Here is a 19,853-nt window from a genome sequence, read left to right on the forward strand (position 1 = left end):
TTTTATTTTACCTATAATTTCTTACATATAAATTTATTATTTTAAAGATATTATATAAAATTCAGAATTTTTATTGCTCCAGCCTAAATCAAAAGGAACTTTATACTTGTCAATTGAATTAGAATTTATTAAAGGATAACCAGCATTATCAAAGCCTGTTATTATAGCACTATGTTCAATATAATCACCATTTTTATATATTACTAAGTCACCAAGTTTAATTTTATTATTGGAATTATCCATATTATTTAATACATTCTCAAAGGAACCAGAAAAAGATACAAATGCTTTATTAGTAGATAAAAGATGATTTAAAAACTTCTCAGCATTAACCCAAGATTGGCTTGCCAGTACACCCTTTGAGTTATTATATTTATAAGACCAGTTTTTATCCTGAGGTATTTTACCACCTTCATCATAATCACCTAAACATTGAGATACAAAATTAGTACAGTTACCACATCCAGCTTCGTAAGTATAGTAATTTGAGTTATATTTATTATTTAAATTAGTTGAAAAGGAAATGCCAGAATACTTATTAGCATAATTTACAGCAGCTTCTCTATTATAAAGTTCACTTCCTTTTGGACTATTATCAATATTAAAATTCAAGTTGTATGATTTAAACTTAGTTAAAGGAATAATCTTTTCAGTTAAATTAAAATCATAATTTTCTAAGCCACCTTCAAAGCAATCTTGATAATAATCTTTAGTTATTATATAGGAATTTCCAAAAGTTTGTAACTCTAATGTGTGAATTAAAGAAACTCCGAAGTTATTAATTTTTTCTGGTGTGTCATTATATATATAATTAAATTTATATTCTTCGCTTGAAGTTAACTTATATGTATTATCTTTTATTTTTAAATTTTTAATTTTAGGAATAGACTCAATGCTTTTAAAGCTGATATTTCTTTCATTTGACCAATCTCTTAAATAAGCAATTCTTTTAAACTCATGCTTTAAAGAGTAACTACTAAAGGTTTGAGAAGTGTCATAAAATTTATAAAGTTCTTCAACATTACCAGTAACAAAAGCTTTATTACGAGTGCTATATAAATTGTTTAAAAATGAGATAATAGATGCTTCTACATTTTTATCAATATCAGTTATAAAAGTACCAACATTTGCAATTGGCTCAGTTTCATATCCTTCACTAAATAAACATGAAGGAACAAAATATGAGTTTGAAGTTTTAGAAATAAAAAAGATAAAATTAGATATAAGAAAAATGGGAATTAAAAAATAACTTCCTACTACTAATATTTTTTTTCTCTCTAAATCCTTAAAGATATTTCTCATAAAAAAACCTCCTGAAGAAATTTATGGTATTCAAAATACAATATTTCTTCTTATATTTTTATAAAAACAAAAATTTAATAATAATAGTATGTGCATTAAAAATATAAATATTATTAGTTTATATAAATAAGAAAATTAATTTATGTAAAAGCCTTGATAAAGTTAATAAATACAAATTTTCTTTAATAGAAAATGATAAATATATAGGATATAATTAAAATATAAAATTAAAATGGAACAAATGAGTTGGAGGGATAATAATGATTAATATTGGAGTTATAGGAACAAACTTTATAACTGAATGGCTTATAGCTGGAGCCAGAGAAGTTGAAGGTGTAAAAATATCAGCAGTTTACTCAAGAACAGAGGAAAAAGCAAAGGAGTTTGCAGAAAAATTCAATATAGAAAATGTATTTACAAACTTAGAGGAAATGGCTAAGAGTGATTTATTAGATGCAGTTTATATAGCTTCACCTAATGCAATGCATGCAAAACAAGCAATACTATTTTTAAATAATAAAAAGCATGTATTATGTGAAAAGGCATTTGCGTCAAATACTAAAGAGGTAAATGAAATGATAAATGCAGCAAAAGAAAATGATGTTGTTTTAATGGAAGCTATGAAAACAACATTACTTCCTAATTTTAGAGTTATAAAAGATAACTTACATAAAATAGGTAAGGTTAGAAAATATTTTGCAAGCTTTTGTCAATACTCATCAAGATACGATAAGTATAAAGCTGGTGAAATTTTAAATGCCTTTAAAAGAGAATTATCAAATGGCGCTCTTATGGATATAGGTGTATATTGCATAGCACCAATGGTAAATCTTTTTGGTAAGCCAAAAACAATAAAAGCAAATGGAATAATGCTTAAAACAGGAGTAGATGGAGAAGGAAGTATAGTCTTCGGGTATGATGACATGGAAGGCGTAGTTATATATTCGAAGATAAGTAATTCATATCTTCCGTCAGAAATCCAAGGGGAAGAGGGAAGCATTATAATAGATAAGATAAACAGTTTTGAAAATATAAAAATAGTTTATAGAGACGGTAGAGAAGAAAGCTTATCATTAGAACATAAAGAAGCTAATATGTGTTACGAGGTAGAGGAGTTTGCAAATTTAATTAGAAACAATGAAAAAGAATCAAAGATTAATTCGTTAAAGGTTTCTAAAGATGTTATTGAAGTTATAGAAGAAGCTAGAAAGCAAATAGGAATTGAGTATCCAGCTGATGAAGATAGATAATGTTCACATAAAAAATTAAAATATATAATAGTAAAGTAGACTTAAAGTGATGTGGAGACTTTTATCAAATTCAGTAGTATATCTATGCAAGAGATAGTTAAGTCACTTTAAGTTATTTTACATACTATTAATATTTATTTGAGGAGATATAATATGAGCTTAAACATTATTGATATTGCAAAGCTAGCAGGGGTTTCAAAGTCTACAGTATCTAGATATTTAAATGATGGATATGTAAGCAATGAGTCAAGGGATAAAATAAAAAAAGTTCTAATGGAAACAGGATTTCAACCTCAAAGACAAGCCAAGACTTTAAGAACTAAAAAGACAAATTTAATTGGAGTTATTGTCCCTAAAATTAGTACAGAAACGGCCTCTAGGGTTATAGAAGGTATTACAGAGGTTTTATCTCCAAAAGGATATGATGTACTTATAGCTAATACCAATCTTTCAATTGATAAAGAAATTGAGTATTTACAAATATTCAAAAATAATCAAGTTGATGGAATAATATTTATGGCAACAAAAGTAACAGAAAAACATATAGAAGTTATGAATAAATTACAAGTACCAATAGTTGTAGTAGCTCAAAAGATAGAAAACTATCCATCAGTTTACTATGATGATTACAATGCAGCTAAAGAAGCTACTCAATATATAATAAATAAAGGACATAGTAATATTGGTTTTGTTGGTGTTTATAATGAAGATATTTCAGCTGGTTTTTATAGAAGTAAGGGATATATTGATTCCTTAGCCGAAAACAACATTAAATTCATAGAAAGCAATGTGAAAAAAGGAGATTTCTCTCAAGAAAGTGGATATAAATCAGCTAAAGAGCTTATGGAAAAGGATAATAAACCAACTGCTATATTTGCAGTAACAGATAACTTAGCAATAGGAGTAATTGAATATTTAAGAGAGAACAATTATAATGTACCAAAGGATGTTTCAGTATTAAGTATTGGTGATTCTAGATTATCTAAGGTAATAACTCCTAAGTTAACTACTATTCACTATTATTACAAGACATCTGGAAGAGAAAGTGCAGGAATAATTTTAGATATTTTAGAAGAAGGAAAAACATCATCAAAAAATATTGACAAAAATATAAAACTTTCTTATAGACTTATTGAAAGAGATAGTATATAATAATCTTGTAATAAAGATTATTATATTTTTTGAGGTTTATGGGAACGTTCCCTTACGTTAGAATTGATAACTAATTTTTATTATTTCAATAAATAAATTTATTGAAGAATAATTTAAACATTTTCTTTAAAGATAAATAAATATATATATATTGAAAATATCTTTATGAGATTTATGGGAACGTTCCCTTAAGTGATGGAACAAAATTATAAATAGAAAATCATATAATAATAGTTAAAGCAATAATTAGAAAAAATACTTTATAAAAAATATAATTTTTAAGGGGGAGAAAAAATGTCAACAAACAAAAATTACTATGAAACAGCTAAAAGTATATTAACTTTTATTGGAGGTTCTGAAAACGTTATAAGTGCTGCTCACTGTGCAACAAGATTAAGATTAGTTCTTAAGGATGAAACTATTGTAGAAAATAAGCAAATTGAAGGGTTAGATTTAGTAAAAGGAATATTTTCAAATGGTGGACAATATCAAATTATTTTAGGACAAGGAATTGTAAATCATGTTTATTCTGAATTTATAAATCTAGCAGGGATAACTGAAATGAGCACATCAGATATCAAAAATGAAGCAGCAAAAAAATTAAATCCAATGCAAAGATTAGCAAGAACATTATCTAATATATTTGTACCAATTATTCCAGCTATAGTTGCAGCAGGATTGCTAATGGGATTACTTGGAGCGGCAAGTAAGTTTGGATTAGATCAATATGCTGGATCATGGTGGTGGTCTATGCTTGATTGGTTTAGTTCAGCAGCATTTATTTTCTTACCTATATTAGTTGCAATCAGTGCAGCAAAGGTTTTTGGAGCTAATCCATATTTAGCAGCTACAGTTGGTGGAATAATGATTCACCCAGCATTACAAAATGCATGGACACAAGGGCAAGGTTTTAAAACTATGACAGTTTTAGGCTTTATAGATATGCCTCTATTAGGATATCAAGGAACGGTATTACCTATATTAGTAGTTGTATTTTTCATGGCTTATATTGAGAAGTTTATAAGAAAGATTGTACCAGAAGTTTTAGATATATTACTAACACCATTATTTACAGTATTAATTACAGGATTTTTAGCATTAGCTATTATTGGGCCAGCAGCAAACTTTATTGGACATGGAATAAGTATTTTCTTAACATTTGCTTTAGATAAATTTGGAGTAATTGCAGGTTTATTATTTGGTGGAACATACTCAGCAATAGTTATTACAGGGATACATCACAGTTTTCATGCTATTGAATTAGGATTACTTGCAGATACAGGAGTTAACACATTATTACCAATTTGGTCAATGGCAAATTTTGCTCAAGGTGGAGCTGCTTTAGCAGTTTACTTTATGAGTAAAAACTCTAAGATAAAGAGCATAGCGTTACCATCAGCTATTAGTGCATTTGTAGGAATAACAGAAGCAGCTATTTTTGGAGTTAACTTAAGATATAGAAAACCGTTTATTGGGGCAGCAATAGGTGGAGCCGCTGCAGGGGCTTACGTTGTATTAACAAAGGTTTCAATGACAGCAGTTGGTGTAACAGGAATACCAGGAATAGCAATTGTAACAACATCTGCAATGATGAATTATATTATTGGATTAGCAATAGCATTAGTTGTATCATTTATAGCAACATATATGCTAGGAATAAAAGAAGAAGCATAGAAAAACAAATAGTACCTAATGCCAAATATGATTAATTAATAATAGGAGGATAAAATGAAAAAAGTAGTCGCAATTGGAGAAGCTTTAATAGACTTTATACCACAGGAAAAAGGAAGAGCATTAAAGGATGTTGAAAACTTTTTAAAGGTTCCAGGGGGAGCACCATTAAATGTAGCAGCAACAGTGGCAAAGCTTGGAGGAAGATCTGAAATGTTAACGAAGCTTGGTCATGACGGTTTTGGTGATTCTATACTAGATACAGTTAGAGCTTTAGGCGTAGAAGTATCAAGGGTAAAAAGATCAGCAGAAGCAAATACTGCTTTAGCATTTGTGTCATTAAAAGAAAATGGCGAAAGAGATTTTTCATTTTATAGGAATCCTAGCGCTGATATGCTATTAGATAAAAATGAAATTCAAGAAGATTCATTTGAAGAGGGAAACTTACTACATTTTTGTTCAGTAAGCTTAATTGATGCACCTATTAGAGAGGCACATATAAGAGCTATAGAATTAACAGAAAAAAACAATGGAATAGTTAGCTTTGATCCAAATGTAAGATTACCACTTTGGAAAAGTGCAGAAGACTGTAGAAAAGCAATATTAGAATTTTTACCAAAGGCTAATATTGTAAAGATAAGTGATGAAGAGCTGGAATTTATAACAGGAATAAAGGCTGAGGAAGAAGCATTAAAAAGTCTATTTAAAGGAAAAGTTGAAGTAGTAATATATACTAAAGGCATAATGGGAGCCGAGTTTATTACTAAAGATAGAAAAATCTTTGAAAAAGCCTTTAATGTAAAGGCACAAGATACTACTGGGGCAGGAGATTCCTTTATTGGTTCATTATTATACAGCATAGCTAAAGAAGAATATTCATTAAAGGATTTAGTTAATTTAAAAGAAGAAAAAATAAGAGAGATATTAAAGTTTTCCAATGGTACTGCAGCCCTAACTGTATGCAAAAAAGGGGCGATAGGAGCATTGCCAACAAAAGAGGAAGTGTTGGATTTAGTAAAGACGAGGTAATTATGAAAAAGGCACAATATATTGAGGCAATTAAAAAATCTAAAATGAAATATTTAGAAAAAGTTAATAATGATAAGTGGAGAGGGAAATATCATATAATGGCACCAATAGGTTGGATTAATGATCCTAATGGATTGTGTTATTTTAGAGGGAAATATCATGTATATTATCAATACTCTCCTTTAGATGTAAATGGAGGATTAAAATTTTGGGGACACTATAGTTCTAAAGATTTTATAAATTGGCAAGAGGAAGAAGTAGCATTATACCCTGATAGTAGCTTTGATAGAGATGGTGTTTATTCAGGTTCAGCCTTGGTTAAGGATAATGAAGTATACTTTTTCTATACAGGAAATGTAAAAAATGAAGGTGATCATGATTATATTACTACAGGTAGAGAGCAAAATGTAGTTGTAGTAAAAAGTGAAGATGGAATAAACTTTTCACAAAAAACAGTTGTATTAACCAATAAAGATTTTCCTAAAAATATGTCTTTACATGTGAGAGATCCAAAGGTTTGGGAAGAAGATGGTATATATTATATGATTCTTGGTGCAAGAAGCTTAGATGATAGAGGATGTATGTTAATATATACATCAAAGGATTTATATAATTGGAAGCTTTATAATACACCTATTAGTGGAGACGAAAGTATGGGATATATGTGGGAATGTCCAGATTTCTTCAAGTTAAATAATAAAGAGATATTGTTATTTTCCCCACAGGGAATAATGAAGGATGGATATAAATATAATAATGTCTATCAAAGTGGATATATATTAAAAAATATAATGGATAAAAATATTAAGTTAACCTTAAAAGATTTTGTTGAAATTGACAGGGGATTTGACTTTTATGCACCACAAAGTTTTGAGGATAATAAAGGAAGAAGAATAATTATTGGATGGATGGGTGTGCCAGATGCAGAAGAGCATAAAAATCCAACAGTTGAAAGCTTTTGGCAGCATCAACTAACTATACCACGAGAAATAAAGATATCCAATGGAAAGATAATTCAACAGCCTATAAAAGAACTAGAAATGTTAAGAAGAGATTTAATAGAAAAGAAGGAAATAGACATTAAAGAAGAAGCTATTTTAGATTTTCTTAATACAAATAGCTATGAACTAGAAATTGAATTAATAAACAATACTGATTTTGAAATAGCTTTTAGGAAAAATTGTAAATTGATATTTAAAGATAATGTTTTAAAGCTAGCCCTTGGGAAGTCAGGATATGGAAGAGATGAAAGATCAGTTAAAATCCAAGAAGTAAAAAACATTAGAGTATTTTCAGATAACTCTTCTTTAGAAATATTTATAAATGATGGAGAAGAAGTATTTACTACTAGAATATATAATGATACCGTTGATAGGTTTCTTAGTATAAAGGTTAATGGAAAAATTAATTTAAGAAAATGGAATTTGTAAGAATATTTTTAAGCTGTATTTTAGCTATTAATTCATGTTGATGAAAATTAATATGATTAGTAGCAGAATGCAGCTTTTTTATATAATTATCTCAAAAATTATTTATAATAGTAATTAATATATTTACTTAATCTTATTATTTTAACTCTTGTACCCTTTACTTACCATTATAAAAATCTTATCTATAATGATAAAATTATAGAAAATATTTGTTATAGTACCTTAAATTTTATATTTGCTCTTACGAATAGTATTGTAAAGAGGTGAATTATGCCAAGTGATATTAATGAAAAGGTAATGGAACTAAAAAATGACGAAAAGAAAATAAATGATTTTATTGAGGAGTATAAGCCTTTTATTATAGCTTATTGCAACAAGTCCCTAAAAAGATATATTGATACAAATAATGATGATGAGTACAGTATTGCACTGATGGCATTTTATGAAGCGATAAAAGGATATAACATAGATAAGGGAAATTTTTTATCATATTCACAAAGAGTTATTAAGGTTAGATTAATTGATTATTATAGAAAAAACAAAAAAATATTAAGAGAGAAAGTAATAAAATATGAAGGAGATAATAGGGGCAAGTTTATAAATAGTAGATCTATAGAAAATCATCAATTAGAGGATATAAGCTATTTAAGAAAACTTGAAATTGAAGATTTTACTAAAGAATTAATAAAATATAATATAACATTTAAAGATTTAGTTAAAGCTTCTCCAAAGTGGAAATCTACTCGTATTAAATACAACAAAATACTTAATTACATAATAAAAAATGAAGAAGTTATAGAAGAAATAATAAAAAATAAGAGACTTCCAATAGTAATAATTGAAGAAGATGTAGGGGTACCCCGAAAAACTATAGAAAGATCGCGAAAGTATATAATAGCAGTGATAATAATTCTTTTAGGTGATTATCACTATATAAAAGAATACATAACTTTGGAGGTGTAAAGTGAGGAAAGTTTTAGTAGTAGAAGCAAGTGATAACTATATTGTTACTCTTGATAATAAAGGAAAATTTAAAAAAAATAAGAATAAAATGAATCTCAAAATTGGAGATGAATATAAAAAAAGTAATGGAATAAGTATGAAAAAGGGAATTGTATTTGCAACATCATTAGCTTTATTATTAGGTATGGGTGGATTTGGATACTCTTATGCTACTCCAACAGATTATCTAACTCTTGATATTAATCCTAGTATAAAAATTACTACAAACAGATATAACAAAGTTTTAGATGTAGAGTCACTAAATTCAGATGGAGAAGCTATTAGTAAAGATTTAAAAGTTAAAAATAAAAATGTTAAAGATGCTATAAAGCTATTAGTAGAATCGGCAACTCAAAATGGATATATAGGTAAGGATGATGAGAATGCTGTTATGCTTGCATCAACAAGTGATGAAGTACTAGATAAAGCAGAAGCTGGAGTAGAAGAAGGATTAAAAGAAGAAGAAATAAAAAATACTGAGGTAATAAAAGAAAACATAAACAAAGAGAGATTTGAAGAAGCAGAAAGATTAGGCATATCCCCAGGAAAAGTAAACTTAATTCAAAAGCTTCAAGAAGTATCTCCAGATGTAACTTTAGATGAATATGCTAATGCTCCTGTTAAAGATATAATGAAGAAAATAAAAGAGCAAAGAGTCATGAATAATGAAGAAAATAATTCTCAAGAAAAAGAAGAAAAGAAAAAAGAAGATAATTCTCAAGATATAAAAGAAAATAGTAATGAAGCAAAAGAAAAAGCTATAGAAAAGAAAGAAGAAAATAAAACGAATGAAAATTCTTCTAATTCAAATGAAAAGATAAATCAAAATGCTAATAATGAAAATAAAGAACAAGGTAAAGAAAATAAGCCAGAAGTAAACAACAATAAATCTAATGAAAATAAAAATAAATCAGAAGATAAAAAGCCTTCAAAAAATAATAATTAGCATAATATTGAGACTGTATGAAGGTTGAATTTAATAATTCAATTTGATTCAGTCTCATTTAAATTTTTATAAAAATTTCATCTAAAAATTAAAAATTCAAGCTGTAGAAAATATAGCTAATTAATGGAGAAACTACATAATCCAGCTCGGTTGACAGAAAATTTTTTATAATATATAATTACTACACGGAATGAAAATTGAATATTCGCGTTAAACTAATTTTAACCTGGGGATGTTTTGGCTTCGACGGGGGTAAGATGGGTTTGATAAGCGAGCCGAGGCAAGCATGTCACCTCGATAATAAAGTATGCATTAAAGATAAACGCAGAAGACAATTTTGCATTAGCAGCTTAATATAGCCGCTCATCAGTCCGGGATGCCCACGTCTCGGGTCGCTGGTGTCATAAAGTGGGAAACGAAGTTTAGCAAAGCTTTGAGCTAAAGGGGTATTTATGAAGCTAGGGAATTAGGAGTTTGTTTGTGAGCGAACTAAGGACCGAAATTTTAGTCACAAACTACGCTCGTAGAAAGTCAAGCTGGTCTGCTTTCGGACACGGGTTCGACACCCGTCATCTCCACCATAAAAAGCCCACGATTTTTAAATCGTGGGCTTTTAATTTTATAGATATAAACTCATTAAAAAATTCATTTTTAGCTAAAAGAAGTTCTTAAGAATACTACCATTTCTAGATGTAAGTATTTATGTTTTATTTAAGCATAAATGAAACAGTCTTTTTTATAAACTCCTCACTATTAAACTCAGGATTATTAAGTTGATTTTGTATTAATATCCCATCCATAGTAGTAAGTAATAGCCAAGCTAAATATTCTCCATCAAAGTTAGGGAGTCTTTCATTAATCTTTTTAGTTAGATTTCTTTTAAAATAAAGATATCTTTCAACATATTTTTCTCGTAAAGATGTATTTTCAGAAACGCAGGCCCCAATTAAATAAAGTCTTAAATTTCCATATTCTTTTTCAGCACCTCTTTCTAAAACATATTTAAAAAGTCTTGGAGCACTAGTATCTTTTTCTTCATTTTCAACCCAAACTAGTAAATCATCAGCAAGTTTAGAAACGTATCTATCAATAATATCAAATAGTATGTCTTCTTTATTATTGTAGTAATAATACAAAGTTCCTTTGCTTATATTTGATTCCTTTGCAATTTTAGCAAGAGTAATATCATCAAAGGACGTATTGTGTAAAAGTAAAATTGTATTTTTAACAATTTTTTCTTTAATATTCGAATTAAGTGGTGAAGCCATAAAATATCTCCTAACTAACTTTATATTAAGAATTATATATAATTGTAACATATTTCCAAAAATAAATGAATATATTTAGATTAATGAATTAAGTCAGTCGGTTGACTGACAAAGGAGATGAGATAATGCAGTCACTAAACAAGCTTAAGAAAAAATTATACAAGCAGTTTGGGAATAGTATTAGCGTAACAGAAAAAGATAATATTATAACATTAAGTGGCAATTTAAATAGCTGGGATGATGTTGTGAATGCAGGTCGTATATGTGCTGATAGAAAAAGTGGAAGGCGTGTTGTTAACAATATTACTTGTAGTAATATTAAGGCTATGCCTATGAAAATCCCTTTATTAAAGGATAATGTTCTTGAAGGAAAAAAATTTGATGCTATTATAATTGGAGCTGGAATTGTTGGGTGTGCTATTGCTAGAGAATTAAGTAAATGGAACTTAAGTATTTTATTAGTTGATAAAGAGCATGATGTTGCACTTCATGCTTCAAGTAGAAATGATGGAATGATACATCCAGGGATAGATTTGAAAATTGGACAAGTAAAACAGAAGTATAATGCATGGGGAAATAAAATGTACGACGAAATTTGTAAAGAGTTAGATGTACCTTTTAAAAGAACTGGACAATATTTAGGGTTTACAAGTAAGTTTATGAAATATATATTACCTTTAGCTCCAAGGCACTGGAGGAGAATGGATGTGTCTTGTAGTTATGTGAGTAAAGAGGAATTACTAAAAAGAGAGCCTAATTTAAATAAGAATATCAGTTGTGGACTTTTCTTTAAAAGTGCAGGGATTGTTTGTCCTTATGGGTTGACTATTGCTTATGCTGAAAATGCAGTTGATAATGGAGTGAAATTAAGCCTTGATACTGCTGTACTTAATATGAAGGTTGAGGATGGAGCTATAAAAAGTATAACTACAAATCGTGGCACAGTTTATCCTAAGATTGTAATAAATGCAGCAGGTGTCTTTAGCGAAGATATTGCAAAAATGGCAGTGGACCACTTTTTTTCAATACATCCTAGGAAGGGGACAAATTCTATCTTAGATAAAAAAGTAGCTTTTCAAGTAAATACTATTGCTTCTTTAATGGGAACAGTAGATACACAGAAAGCAAAATCTAAAGGTGGAGGGGTAGTAAGCACCATAGATGGTAATTTATTAGTGGGACCAGATGCTATAGAAACTCATAATAAAGAAGATTTTTCAACTGATTTAGAAAGTATTAAAAGAGTATTTGAAAGGCAAAAGGAAATTTCTCCATTATTAAGTAGATCTGATATTATAACCTATTTTACTGGTGTTAGAGCGGCTACATATGAAGAGGATTTCATAATAGAAAAAGGACACTTTACTAAAAATATTGTACATGCCGCAGGGATACAATCGCCTGGTTTAACTGCAGCACCTGCAATTGCTGTAGATGTAGCCCAAATGACAGTTGATTTACTTTCAAAGAATAATAATATTGAAAAAAATAAGAACTTTAATCCTTATCGTAAGAGAATAGTAAGAACCTCCGAACTTGATATAGATGAACGAAATAAGCTAATAAATGATAATCCTGATTATGGCGTGATTATTTGTCGATGTGAAGAAATAAGTAAGGGAGAAATAATAGAGTCATTACGTAGGTCTGTGCCTTGTGACACTTTAGATGGAGTAAAGAGACGTGTAAGACCAGGGATGGGACGTTGTCAAGGTGGTTTTTGTAGTCCATTAGTAGTACAAGTTATTGCTGAAGAAAAGGGAATAGAATTAAAAGATGTTTTTAAAAATGGCCAAGAAAGTAATATTGTTTATCGTAGCACAAAGGAGGAGATAGAAAATGAATAATGTTGAAAGATTTGATGTTGCAGTTATTGGTGGAGGACCAGCAGGACTTGCAGCTGCACTTTCAGCAGAGAGTGAAGGTGCAAAGGTAATATTAATAGAACGTGAAAGTCGCCTTGGTGGAATATTAAAACAATGTATTCATGATGGATTTGGACTCGTAAAGTTTAAGAAGAAAATGGCTGGACCTGAGTATGCACAAAAATTTATAGAAAAAGTTAAAAAAAGTAATGTACAAGTGGAATTATTAACCTTTGTAATTAATATTAAGAAAGAGAAGGATTTAATTCATCTTACTTTAGTAAGCAGAAGTGGAGTTCGTGAGATTATAGCAAAAAGTCTTGTATTAAGCACTGGTTGCCGTGAACGTACAGCAAAACAGATTGGAATTCATGGTACAAGGCCGTCTGGTATTTTTACAGCAGGAACTGCACAGTATTACACAAATATTTTAGGACAGTTACCTACTAAACGTTGTATTATTCTTGGAAGCGGTGATATTGGATTGATTATGGCTCGTAGATTAACTCTTGAGGGGGCAGAGGTTCTAGGTGTATATGAAGCTAAACCTACACCAAGTGGACTTATGCGTAATATTTCACAGTGTTTAGATGATTTTAATATTCCACTTTATACAAGTCATACAGTAACAAGGGTATTTGGGGAAGAAAGATTAACCTCTGTGGAAATTGCAAAGGTAGATGAAAACATTAATCCTATAAAAGGAACTGAAAAAATAGTAGAATGTGATAGCTTAATTTTGTCAGTTGGACTTATTCCAGAAAATGAGCTAGCTGAGGGGTTAAATATTTCTTTAGATACAAGAACAAAAGGACCTATAGCTGATCAAAACTATATGACAATGGAAGATGGGGTTTTTATCTGTGGTAATGCTATGCATGTAAATGACCTTGTAGATTATGTATCAGAAAGTGGAGAATCGGCAGGAAAGGCTGCAGCAAATTATTCTAAAAGTAATCGTGTTCTGGCTAAAATTAATTCAGATAATAGCTTTTTATATACCATACCACAAAGAATTGATATTAATAAAATTTCTGATAAGACAGTTATATTTTTCCGTTCAAATAAAGAGAGAGGGGAAACTATTTTAACTTTAATGGTTGATAATAAAGAGATTTATAGTAAGAAATATAGAAGTTTACGTCCCCCTGAGATGGAACGGATAGTAGTAAATTTTAATAAAGTCGAAATACATGAAAATAGCAATATTCAGCTTTTATTAAGAGAGGTGAATAAATAATGGATATGGTATGTATTGTTTGTCCAATGGGCTGTAAGCTTTCTGTAGAAATGCAAGGAGAAAATATAATTGTAACGGGAAATAATTGCAAACGTGGGGAAGAGTTTGCAAAAAGTGAAATAATAAACCCAGTACGTACATTGACAACTACAGTAAAAACTATTTTTAAGGAAATGCCACTTTTACCAGTACGCACTGATGGAGAAATTCCAAAGGAAAAAGTATTTGATGCTATGAAAGTATTAAATAAAATAGTTATAGATTATGAAGTTAACTGCGGAGATGTTATTCTTGAAAACATTGTAGAGAGTGGTTGTAATGTAATTGCAACAAATAGTATTAATAAATGAAGGGAGTAATATTATGTCTACACCTTTGGTATTAACCTTTGATATGGGGACTCAAAGTGCAAGAGCTATGCTTGTAGACTCCAATGGGAATATTGTTATGAAGTCACAAAAGAAATATGCACAGCCCTATTATGCAAAAGAACCAGGCTGGGCAGAACAAAGTGCAAATTTCTATTGGGAATCTCTTTGTGAGGTAAGTTTAGAGTTGAAAAATCAATGTGGTGAACTATGGGAGGATATAATTGCAGTAACATGTACAACAATTAGAGGGAGTTATATTTGTGTAGATAAAGATGGAGAATCTTTAAGAGATTTAATTTTGTGGTTAGATAAAAGAGAAACAGTAGATATGGAACCAATAAAAATGACAACAAAACTTTTATTCAATTTAATTGGAATGGGGGAAGCTGTTGAGCTACAAAGGAAAGTATCTGCTTGTAACTGGATAAAAACTTATGAACCTGAAATATGGGATAAAACATATAAATACTTATTATTATCGGGATATTTAAATTATAAGCTTACAGGGAAATTTATTGATTCCTGCGCTAATATGATTGGGCATATACCTTTTGATAGCAAATCAAGAGGATGGATGGGAGCAAATAATATTAAGAGATGTATATTTGATGTAGAGAAGGAAAAGCTATGCGACTTAGTTGAACCAGGAGAAATTATTGGTGAAATTTCTTTAGAGGCTAGTGAAATGACTGGAATTGGAACACATCTTTCTTTAATAGCTACAGGGTCAGATAAAGGATGCGAAACACTTGGACTTTCATGTTCAACACCTAATAAAGCAGCTATTAGCTTTGGAACTACTGCAACTATACAACTTACTACTGATAGATATATGGAGCCGTTACCTTTTATTCCTGCTTATCCTGCAGTGCTAAAAAATCACTATAATCCAGAAGTGCAGATTTATCGTGGATATTGGCTTATATCTTGGTTTAAAAAAGAGTTTGCAGCAAAAGAGGTAGAGCAAGCAAAAGAAAAAGGTATTGATCCTGAAGAGTTGTTAAACGAAAGGTTAAAAGAAATTCCGCCAGGTTGTAATGGCCTTATATTCCAGCCATATTTTACTCCAGGCGTAGTAATGCCAAAGGCAAGAGGAGCAATTATAGGTTTTTCTGATATTCATACAAGAACACATATATACAGGGCTATAATTGAAGGTATAAACTTTGCATTATTAGATGGAATGAGAACTATTGAAAGAAGAGGAAAGCTTAAAGTTGATAAGGTTTTTGTTGCTGGAGGAGGATCTAGAAGTGATAAAATATGTCAAATAACAGCTAATATGTTTGGGATTCCTGTTTGCCGCATTCAAACTCATGAAGCGAGTGGACTTGGAAGTTCTATAGTTGCTTTTATTTCAAAAGGTGTTTTCTCAAATATAGATGAAGCAGTAGAAGCTATGGTTCATATTAAAGATGAATTTATACCTGATATGAAAGAGCACAAATTATATGAAAAATTATTTAATGAAGTTTATAAAAAGATATTTCCAAAGCTTTTACCTTTATATAAAAAGAATATTACTTAAATAAATATTTAGTTTAAGTAGCTAGTAAATATGAAAAGATATAAAGAAAATTAATTATTACTACTTAATAAGAGGAGGAAAATTATGTCACATCCATATAAAGATTTTGAACCAAAGTGGGTTAATGAAAAATTTAGTAAAAAATCTTACCGTTCTATTTTCAAGTGGGGGGAACCATCACAGATTAAAGCCCCAAAAGAGAGCTTATATAAGATGCTTAAAGAAACCTTTGGATTAGATGACGAATTCTTTAAGGAATACAAAGAAGATTTGGGCTTTGATGAAGTTAAATATGATATTCCTTGTAAATTAAGTAAGGTACAAATTGATAGATTTAAAGACATAGTAGGTGAAGACTTTGTACGTACAGATGATTATTCTAGGTTATCAGTAGCTTATGGAAAAACTATGTATGATATTTTACGTCTTCGTAATAAGATTATAGAGAATATTCCAGATGTAGTTATTTATCCTGATACAAAAGAGCAAATTGAAAAGATTGTTGCTTATTGTACAGAGGAAAAAATCCCTGTTTATGTTTATGGCGGTGGCTCAAGTGTTACAAGAGGAGTTGAATGTACAAGAGGTGGAATTTCTCTTGATATGAGATTAAGATTTAATAAGGTTATATCATTTAATGAAGTAGATCAAACAATTACTGTTGAAGCAGGGATGAGTGGTCCAAAATTAGAAGAAACATTAAATAATGCTGTTAAGCTTTTTAAAGCAGAAAGAGCTTATACTTGCGGTCATTTCCCACAAAGTTTTGAATATTCATCTGTAGGAGGATGGGTTGTAACAAGAGGAGCTGGACAAAATAGTACCTATTATGGATGTATAAGCGATATTGTAATGGGTCAAGAATATGCAACGCCAATAGGCAATATTAAAACAGATTCCTATCCAAGAAAGTCTACTGGACCTGATATTGGACAAATTATGATGGGTGGAGAAGGGGCTTTTGGAGTTTTAACTCATGTAACACTAAAAGTATTTCGTCATACTCCAGAGACAATTAAGAGATTTTCATTTATGTTTAAAGATTGGGAAACAGCACAAAAAGCTGCAAGGGAAATAATGCAAAGTGAAGCTGGATTTCCATCAGTATTTCGTTTATCTGATCCAGAAGAGACTAAGATTATGCTAAGGTTGTATGGAGTAGATGAAAGTCCATTAAGACGGTTATTTAATATTAAAGGCTTCAAAGAAGGGGAAATGTGTTTATTCCTTGGATTTACCAATGGTGAAAAGGGATTTAGCAAAAATTGTGCGAGGATTGCAAAGAAGGTTGCAAAGAAATATGAGGGGATGAATCTAACAGGAATAGTTACAAAATCATGGGAAAAGGGACGTTTTAATGATCCATATATGCGTGATACTATGCAGGATTTTGGAATTGTTACTGATACTATGGAGTGTAGTGTAAATTGGAGCAATATGTCTCAAGTTCATCGTGATGTAAGAGCTTACTGTAAAAGCAGACCTAATACAATATGTATGACACATATGTCTCATGTTTATCCTCAAGGAGCAAATTTATACTTTATCTTTATAGCAAAGATGAGTGACCCACAAGAATATAAAGCATATCATGCAGGTATTCTTGATGCAATTCAAAAAGCAGGAGCTTCAATGAGCCATCATCATGGTATTGGTAAAATGTTTGGGCCTTGGTTAGAGGGCTCATTAGGTAGAAAGGAGTATAGCATTTTCCGTGCTTTAAAGAATCATTTTGACCCTGATAATATTATGAATCCAGGAGGAACACTTGGTTTAGATTTATTAGAAGAGGAGAAGAAATTTTTGCGAAGTGATATAAAATAGAAAGGATTCAGAGCGTTCCCCGAAAAAATCTATAATTGAGGTATAAGATAAAATTTAATATGAAATAATATAAAATAAAGGTTTATCTAAAGGATAGACCTTTATTTATTAGTATATTTCTATATTTATAAGTATTTTAATTTTATCAACAATTTATAGTATATACTATCGGATTTAGGTTATAAAATAATAATGAATGCTTCAAAGCAGTTACCATATAAAATATTTAATAAAGTAAATATCTTATATATGTAAGGAGGATTAATTAATGAAGAATAAATCTAATACATATTGGAAATTCATATCTATCATATCTATAATGATGGTATTTCTAGTACTAGGAGTAGTTTCTTTCAAAGCTATGTCTAAGGAGACTAGTCAAGCAGAACCAACTTTTTTAGGAGAAAGTAGAAATAATAATATTATTATTCCTAAACCTATAAGCTATGAAAGTGGAGAAGGGAAATTTATACTTAAAAAAGATTCTTCAATTTATGTGAAAGGAAATACTGAAGAGGAAACAGAAGAAATTGTTAAAATTGCAGAGTTTATAAAAGGAAAATTAAAAGCTTCAACAGGATTTCAGTTAAATATTATTAAAGGTGATAATCCTACACCTGGTAGTATTTATTTAACTACTATAGGAGGAGAAGAAGAAGATGGAAATGAGGGTTATAAAATTGTAACTACTCCAGAAATGGTTAAGATTATTGCATACAAGCCAGAAGGGATTTCAAGAGGAGTTCAAACATTAAGACAGTTATTTCCGCCAGAAATTGATAAAGAAACTAAAGTAACTAATATAGAATGGAGTGTTCCAGTTTCAATAATAGATGATAAACCTGAATATGAGCATAGAGGATTAATGATTGATGTAGCTAGGCACTTTTTTACTGTAGATGAAATTAAACGTCAAATAGATCTTGCTGCTCAATACAAAATAAATAGGGTTCATTTACATCTTACTGATGATCAGGGGTGGCGTATAGAAATAAAAAAATGGCCAGACTTAACTACTATAGGTGGAAGTACACAAGTAGGTGGTGGACCTGGAGGATATTATACACAAGAAGAGTTTAAAGATTTAGTTAAATATGCAGCTGAACGATATGTAGAAATAATCCCTGAAATTGATATGCCAGGGCATACTAATGCAGCACTGGCTTCTTATGGATTTTTAAATCCAGATGGTAAAAAGAAACCTTTATATACAGGCACAAGCGTAGGATTTAGTTCTTTCATGACTCATGATGAAAAGACATATGAATTTATTGATGATGTAATTAGGGAAATTTCTGAGATATCACCTTCAAAATATTTTCATATAGGAGGGGACGAAGCAGATAGTACTAAAAAAGAAGATTATGATTATTTTGTAGGGAGAGTATCTAAAATAGTTCAGAAATATGGAAAGACTCCAATAGGTTGGGACCCAATTGATACATCTCCAGAAATAGATTCAAGTGTAGTATTACAAAATTGGAAAGATTCAAATGAGGCAGCTAGAGCAAAAAACATGAAAATGATTATTTCAATTGCACACAAAGCTTATTTAGATATGAAATATAACGAGAACACACCATATGGAGAAACATGGGCAGGTTATATTCCAGTAGAAACTGCATATAAATGGGATCCTACTGATTATGCTCCAAAGGAATTAGTTCTAGGAATAGAAGCACCATTATGGACAGAAACAATTTCTGATACAAAAGCTATGGATTATATGATATATCCAAGATTGTTAGGTTATTCTGAAATAGGTTGGACACCTAAAGAGTCTAGGGATTGGAATGAATATAAGACTAGATTAGAGAAACAAGGGGAGAGAATGAAAAATAAGGAGATAAATTATTATAAAGACAGTAATATATGGGGATCTGAAAAGAATTGAAAAAGAGAATAATGTTTAAAATGAAAAAATAAATTTAAATATAGGGCTGTCGCACTAACAAATATTATTAAATTTAATATT

At 29.9% G+C, this 19,853-nt stretch carries 15 protein-coding genes and 1 other RNA gene; 14 read left to right on the top strand and 2 right to left on the bottom strand.

Features of this window, described 5'->3' with window-relative positions; all coding sequences use genetic code 11:
* Window positions 1-36 precede the first annotated feature (36 nt).
* A complete protein-coding gene (locus ACYUEX_RS02185) occupies window positions 37-1,302 on the bottom strand; it encodes an amidase domain-containing protein (protein WP_460286362.1) in 1,266 nt (421 codons plus the stop codon).
* Window positions 1,303-1,562: 260 nt separating this feature from the next.
* On the opposite strand from ACYUEX_RS02185, the gene ACYUEX_RS02190 reads away from it, so the two are divergent.
* The 8 genes from ACYUEX_RS02190 (at window position 1,563) to ssrA (ending at window position 10,363) form a co-directional block, all read left to right on the top strand.
* Window positions 1,563-2,552, top strand: a complete 990-nt coding sequence (locus ACYUEX_RS02190) for a Gfo/Idh/MocA family protein (protein WP_460286363.1) — start codon at window positions 1,563-1,565, stop codon at window positions 2,550-2,552.
* Between the two features lie 153 nt (window positions 2,553-2,705).
* Entirely contained in the window at window positions 2,706-3,704 is a 999-nt protein-coding gene (locus tag ACYUEX_RS02195; RefSeq protein WP_460286364.1) for a LacI family DNA-binding transcriptional regulator, read from the top strand.
* Between the two features lie 294 nt (window positions 3,705-3,998).
* Window positions 3,999-5,378, top strand: coding sequence for a sucrose-specific PTS transporter subunit IIBC (locus ACYUEX_RS02200; RefSeq protein ID WP_460286365.1), 1,380 nt, complete (start codon window positions 3,999-4,001; stop codon window positions 5,376-5,378).
* A gap of 54 nt (window positions 5,379-5,432) precedes the next feature.
* Window positions 5,433-6,404, top strand: a complete 972-nt coding sequence (locus tag ACYUEX_RS02205; RefSeq protein ID WP_460286366.1) for a carbohydrate kinase family protein — start codon at window positions 5,433-5,435, stop codon at window positions 6,402-6,404.
* Complete coding sequence (locus ACYUEX_RS02210; RefSeq protein WP_460286367.1) at window positions 6,335-7,834, top strand: glycoside hydrolase family 32 protein; 1,500 nt, start codon at window positions 6,335-6,337, stop codon at window positions 7,832-7,834. Before ACYUEX_RS02205 ends, ACYUEX_RS02210 begins: the two co-directional genes overlap by 70 nt.
* 270 nt (window positions 7,835-8,104) lie before the next feature.
* Window positions 8,105-8,797 carry an RNA polymerase sigma-I factor gene (gene sigI, locus ACYUEX_RS02215; RefSeq protein WP_460286368.1) on the top strand — a complete coding sequence of 231 codons (693 nt, stop codon included), beginning with the start codon at window positions 8,105-8,107 and terminating at the stop codon, window positions 8,795-8,797.
* A 1-nt stretch (window position 8,798) separates the two neighbouring features.
* Window positions 8,799-9,782 (top strand): anti-sigma-I factor RsgI family protein, encoded by a 984-nt coding sequence (locus ACYUEX_RS02220; RefSeq protein WP_460286369.1) that lies wholly within the window; start codon window positions 8,799-8,801, stop codon window positions 9,780-9,782.
* A 228-nt stretch (window positions 9,783-10,010) separates the two neighbouring features.
* Window positions 10,011-10,363: a transfer-messenger RNA gene (gene ssrA / locus ACYUEX_RS02225) on the top strand.
* 126 nt (window positions 10,364-10,489) lie between these two features.
* Here ssrA and ACYUEX_RS02230 read toward each other — a convergent pair.
* Complete coding sequence (locus ACYUEX_RS02230; RefSeq protein ID WP_460286370.1) at window positions 10,490-11,050, bottom strand: TetR/AcrR family transcriptional regulator; 561 nt, start codon at window positions 11,048-11,050, stop codon at window positions 10,490-10,492.
* A gap of 125 nt (window positions 11,051-11,175) precedes the next feature.
* Between ACYUEX_RS02230 and ACYUEX_RS02235 the strand changes: the two genes are divergently transcribed.
* The 6 genes from ACYUEX_RS02235 (at window position 11,176) to ACYUEX_RS02260 (ending at window position 19,772) form a co-directional block, all read left to right on the top strand.
* A complete protein-coding gene (locus ACYUEX_RS02235) occupies window positions 11,176-12,897 on the top strand; it encodes an FAD-dependent oxidoreductase (RefSeq protein ID WP_460286371.1) in 1,722 nt (573 codons plus the stop codon).
* Window positions 12,890-14,155 (top strand): NAD(P)/FAD-dependent oxidoreductase, encoded by a 1,266-nt coding sequence (locus ACYUEX_RS02240; protein WP_460286372.1) that lies wholly within the window; start codon window positions 12,890-12,892, stop codon window positions 14,153-14,155. The genes ACYUEX_RS02235 and ACYUEX_RS02240 overlap by 8 nt, the downstream gene beginning before the upstream one ends.
* Window positions 14,155-14,505, top strand: coding sequence for a DUF1667 domain-containing protein (locus ACYUEX_RS02245; RefSeq protein WP_460286373.1), 351 nt, complete (start codon window positions 14,155-14,157; stop codon window positions 14,503-14,505). The genes ACYUEX_RS02240 and ACYUEX_RS02245 overlap by 1 nt, the downstream gene beginning before the upstream one ends.
* Window positions 14,506-14,518: 13 nt before the next feature.
* Window positions 14,519-16,054, top strand: a complete 1,536-nt coding sequence (locus tag ACYUEX_RS02250; RefSeq protein ID WP_460286374.1) for an FGGY-family carbohydrate kinase — start codon at window positions 14,519-14,521, stop codon at window positions 16,052-16,054.
* Window positions 16,055-16,138: 84 nt separating this feature from the next.
* Window positions 16,139-17,878 carry an FAD-binding oxidoreductase gene (locus tag ACYUEX_RS02255; RefSeq protein WP_460286375.1) on the top strand — a complete coding sequence of 580 codons (1,740 nt, stop codon included), beginning with the start codon at window positions 16,139-16,141 and terminating at the stop codon, window positions 17,876-17,878.
* Between the two features lie 268 nt (window positions 17,879-18,146).
* Window positions 18,147-19,772 (top strand): family 20 glycosylhydrolase, encoded by a 1,626-nt coding sequence (locus ACYUEX_RS02260; RefSeq protein WP_460286376.1) that lies wholly within the window; start codon window positions 18,147-18,149, stop codon window positions 19,770-19,772.
* The last annotated feature ends 81 nt before the right edge of the window (window positions 19,773-19,853 follow it).

It is taken from the genome of Clostridium sp. CTA-7 (assembly GCF_054768095.1).

What these genes read in the sequence shown, in the direction of transcription:
- ACYUEX_RS02185 (WP_460286362.1), bottom strand. Translation starts at nt 1,302, where the DNA reads ATGAGAAATATCTTTAAGGATTTAGAGAGAAAAAAAATATTAGTAGTA.
- ACYUEX_RS02190 (WP_460286363.1), top strand. Translation starts at nt 1,563, where the DNA reads ATGATTAATATTGGAGTTATAGGAACAAACTTTATAACTGAATGGCTT.
- ACYUEX_RS02195 (WP_460286364.1), top strand. Translation starts at nt 2,706, where the DNA reads ATGAGCTTAAACATTATTGATATTGCAAAGCTAGCAGGGGTTTCAAAG.
- ACYUEX_RS02200 (WP_460286365.1), top strand. Translation starts at nt 3,999, where the DNA reads ATGTCAACAAACAAAAATTACTATGAAACAGCTAAAAGTATATTAACT.
- ACYUEX_RS02205 (WP_460286366.1), top strand. Translation starts at nt 5,433, where the DNA reads ATGAAAAAAGTAGTCGCAATTGGAGAAGCTTTAATAGACTTTATACCA.
- ACYUEX_RS02210 (WP_460286367.1), top strand. Translation starts at nt 6,335, where the DNA reads ATGCAAAAAAGGGGCGATAGGAGCATTGCCAACAAAAGAGGAAGTGTT.
- sigI (WP_460286368.1), top strand. Translation starts at nt 8,105, where the DNA reads ATGCCAAGTGATATTAATGAAAAGGTAATGGAACTAAAAAATGACGAA.
- ACYUEX_RS02230 (WP_460286370.1), bottom strand. Translation starts at nt 11,050, where the DNA reads ATGGCTTCACCACTTAATTCGAATATTAAAGAAAAAATTGTTAAAAAT.
- ACYUEX_RS02235 (WP_460286371.1), top strand. Translation starts at nt 11,176, where the DNA reads ATGCAGTCACTAAACAAGCTTAAGAAAAAATTATACAAGCAGTTTGGG.
- ACYUEX_RS02240 (WP_460286372.1), top strand. Translation starts at nt 12,890, where the DNA reads ATGAATAATGTTGAAAGATTTGATGTTGCAGTTATTGGTGGAGGACCA.
- ACYUEX_RS02245 (WP_460286373.1), top strand. Translation starts at nt 14,155, where the DNA reads ATGGATATGGTATGTATTGTTTGTCCAATGGGCTGTAAGCTTTCTGTA.
- ACYUEX_RS02250 (WP_460286374.1), top strand. Translation starts at nt 14,519, where the DNA reads ATGTCTACACCTTTGGTATTAACCTTTGATATGGGGACTCAAAGTGCA.
- ACYUEX_RS02255 (WP_460286375.1), top strand. Translation starts at nt 16,139, where the DNA reads ATGTCACATCCATATAAAGATTTTGAACCAAAGTGGGTTAATGAAAAA.
- ACYUEX_RS02260 (WP_460286376.1), top strand. Translation starts at nt 18,147, where the DNA reads ATGAAGAATAAATCTAATACATATTGGAAATTCATATCTATCATATCT.